This is a genomic window from Streptomyces mesophilus (assembly GCF_011044995.1).
In the GTDB taxonomy this organism is placed as follows: domain Bacteria; phylum Actinomycetota; class Actinomycetes; order Streptomycetales; family Streptomycetaceae; genus Streptomyces; species Streptomyces mesophilus.
Map to the genome: position 1 here is coordinate 1 of NZ_JAAKZW010000456.1, position 1448 is coordinate 1448.

At 75.3% G+C, this 1448-nt stretch carries 2 protein-coding genes; one reads left to right on the plus strand and one right to left on the minus strand.

What is annotated here, in order from left to right:
• Positions 1–5: 5 nt before the first annotated feature.
• A complete protein-coding gene (locus G6045_RS40530) occupies positions 6–926 on the minus strand; it encodes an NADP-dependent oxidoreductase (protein WP_165337252.1) in 921 nt (306 codons plus the stop codon).
• A 75-nt stretch (positions 927–1001) separates the two neighbouring features.
• Between G6045_RS40530 and G6045_RS40535 the strand changes: the two genes are divergently transcribed.
• A complete protein-coding gene (locus G6045_RS40535) occupies positions 1002–1427 on the plus strand; it encodes a winged helix-turn-helix transcriptional regulator (protein ID WP_165337253.1) in 426 nt (141 codons plus the stop codon).
• The last annotated feature ends 21 nt before the right edge of the window (positions 1428–1448 follow it).

A 1448-nucleotide genomic window follows, 5' to 3' on the forward strand; every position in this document is an offset into this window, starting at 1 on the left:
CCCGATCAGGGCACCAGGACCAGCCGTCCGCGCACCCCGCCCGCCGCCAGCCTGCGGTGGGCCTCGGCGACGCCGTCCAGCGGCAGCACATCGGCGACCCGCGCACGCAGCCCGGCGGCGGCCAACTCGGCGAGGCGGGGGCCGTCCGCGCGGATCCACACCTGGCCCACGCGGATGCCCCGCAGCGGCGTCGGCGCATTGCCGAGCACGCTGACCATCGAACCTCCGCCGCGTACCGCGTCCAGCGCGAGCACGCCCACCGAGGCCGCGTCGACCGCCGCGTCCACACCCCCCGGCACGAGGTCGCGGACCGCGGCGGGCAGGTCAGCGGTCCGCGGCACGAAGAACTCCGCGCCGAGCTCGCGCACCACCTCCTCGTCGCCCGCGCCCGCCACCGCGACCACCCGGACACCGGCCCGCGCGGCGAGCTGCACCGCGTAGCCGCCCACCGCTCCCGCCGCTCCGGTGACCAGCAGGGTCCCGCCGGGCTCGGCCTCGGCGATGTCGAGTGCCTGCGCGGCGGTGAGCCCGCCCAGCGGCAAGGTCGCCGCCGCCACCAGGTCGGTGCCCGCCGGCACCGCGGCGACCGCGTCCGCGTCCAACACCACGTACTCCGCCTGCGCCTTGAGCGGCAGCGCAAGCCGGTCGGACAGCCCGATCACCGCGTCGCCGCGCCGGAAACCGGCCACGCCCGGCCCCAGTGCGTCGACGGTTCCGGCCACGTCCCAGCCGATGCCGATGACCTCCCGCGACGGGAGCAGGCCGCCCGTGGTGAGTGCGCCGGAGCGGGTCTGGACATCCACCGGGTTGACGGCCGCGGCGGCGACCCGGATCCGGATCCGGGCACGACCCGGTTCCGGCACGGGAACCTCCGCCACCTCGAGGACTTCCGGACCACCGAAGGAACGAACGATCACAGCTCTCATGGCCACGAACGTAGGGGGCGTTACTCTCCACCAGGTAGTACCCACTTCGGAGTGCGTACCCGACCCGGGAGTGCCATGGCCACCCGCACCGCCGCCCAGCGCCGCGCCGAAGCGCGCGCCGCCTACGACGCCTACCTCGCCACCTGCCCGGCGCGCCAACTCCTCGACCGGATCAGCGACAAGTGGGTGAGCCTGGTCCTCAACGCCCTGGCCGACGGGCCGCTGCGCTACCGCGACCTGGAGCGGATCATCGCCGGCGTGAGCCAGAAGATGCTCACCCAGACCTTGCGCGCCCTGGAGCGCGACGGCCTGCTCAGCCGCACCGTGACTCCGGCGGTGCCGGCCCGGGTCGACTACGAGCTCACGCCGCTCGGCCGCAGCCTGCTGCCGGTGATGGCCGCGATCAAGGCATGGGCCGAGACGCACATCGAGGAAGTCCGGACCGCCCGCACGGACTACGACCGGGGCGTGGCCGCGGAGTTGCCCGCCCCGAGGCCGTGACGCCCGGGACTCACCCCACCC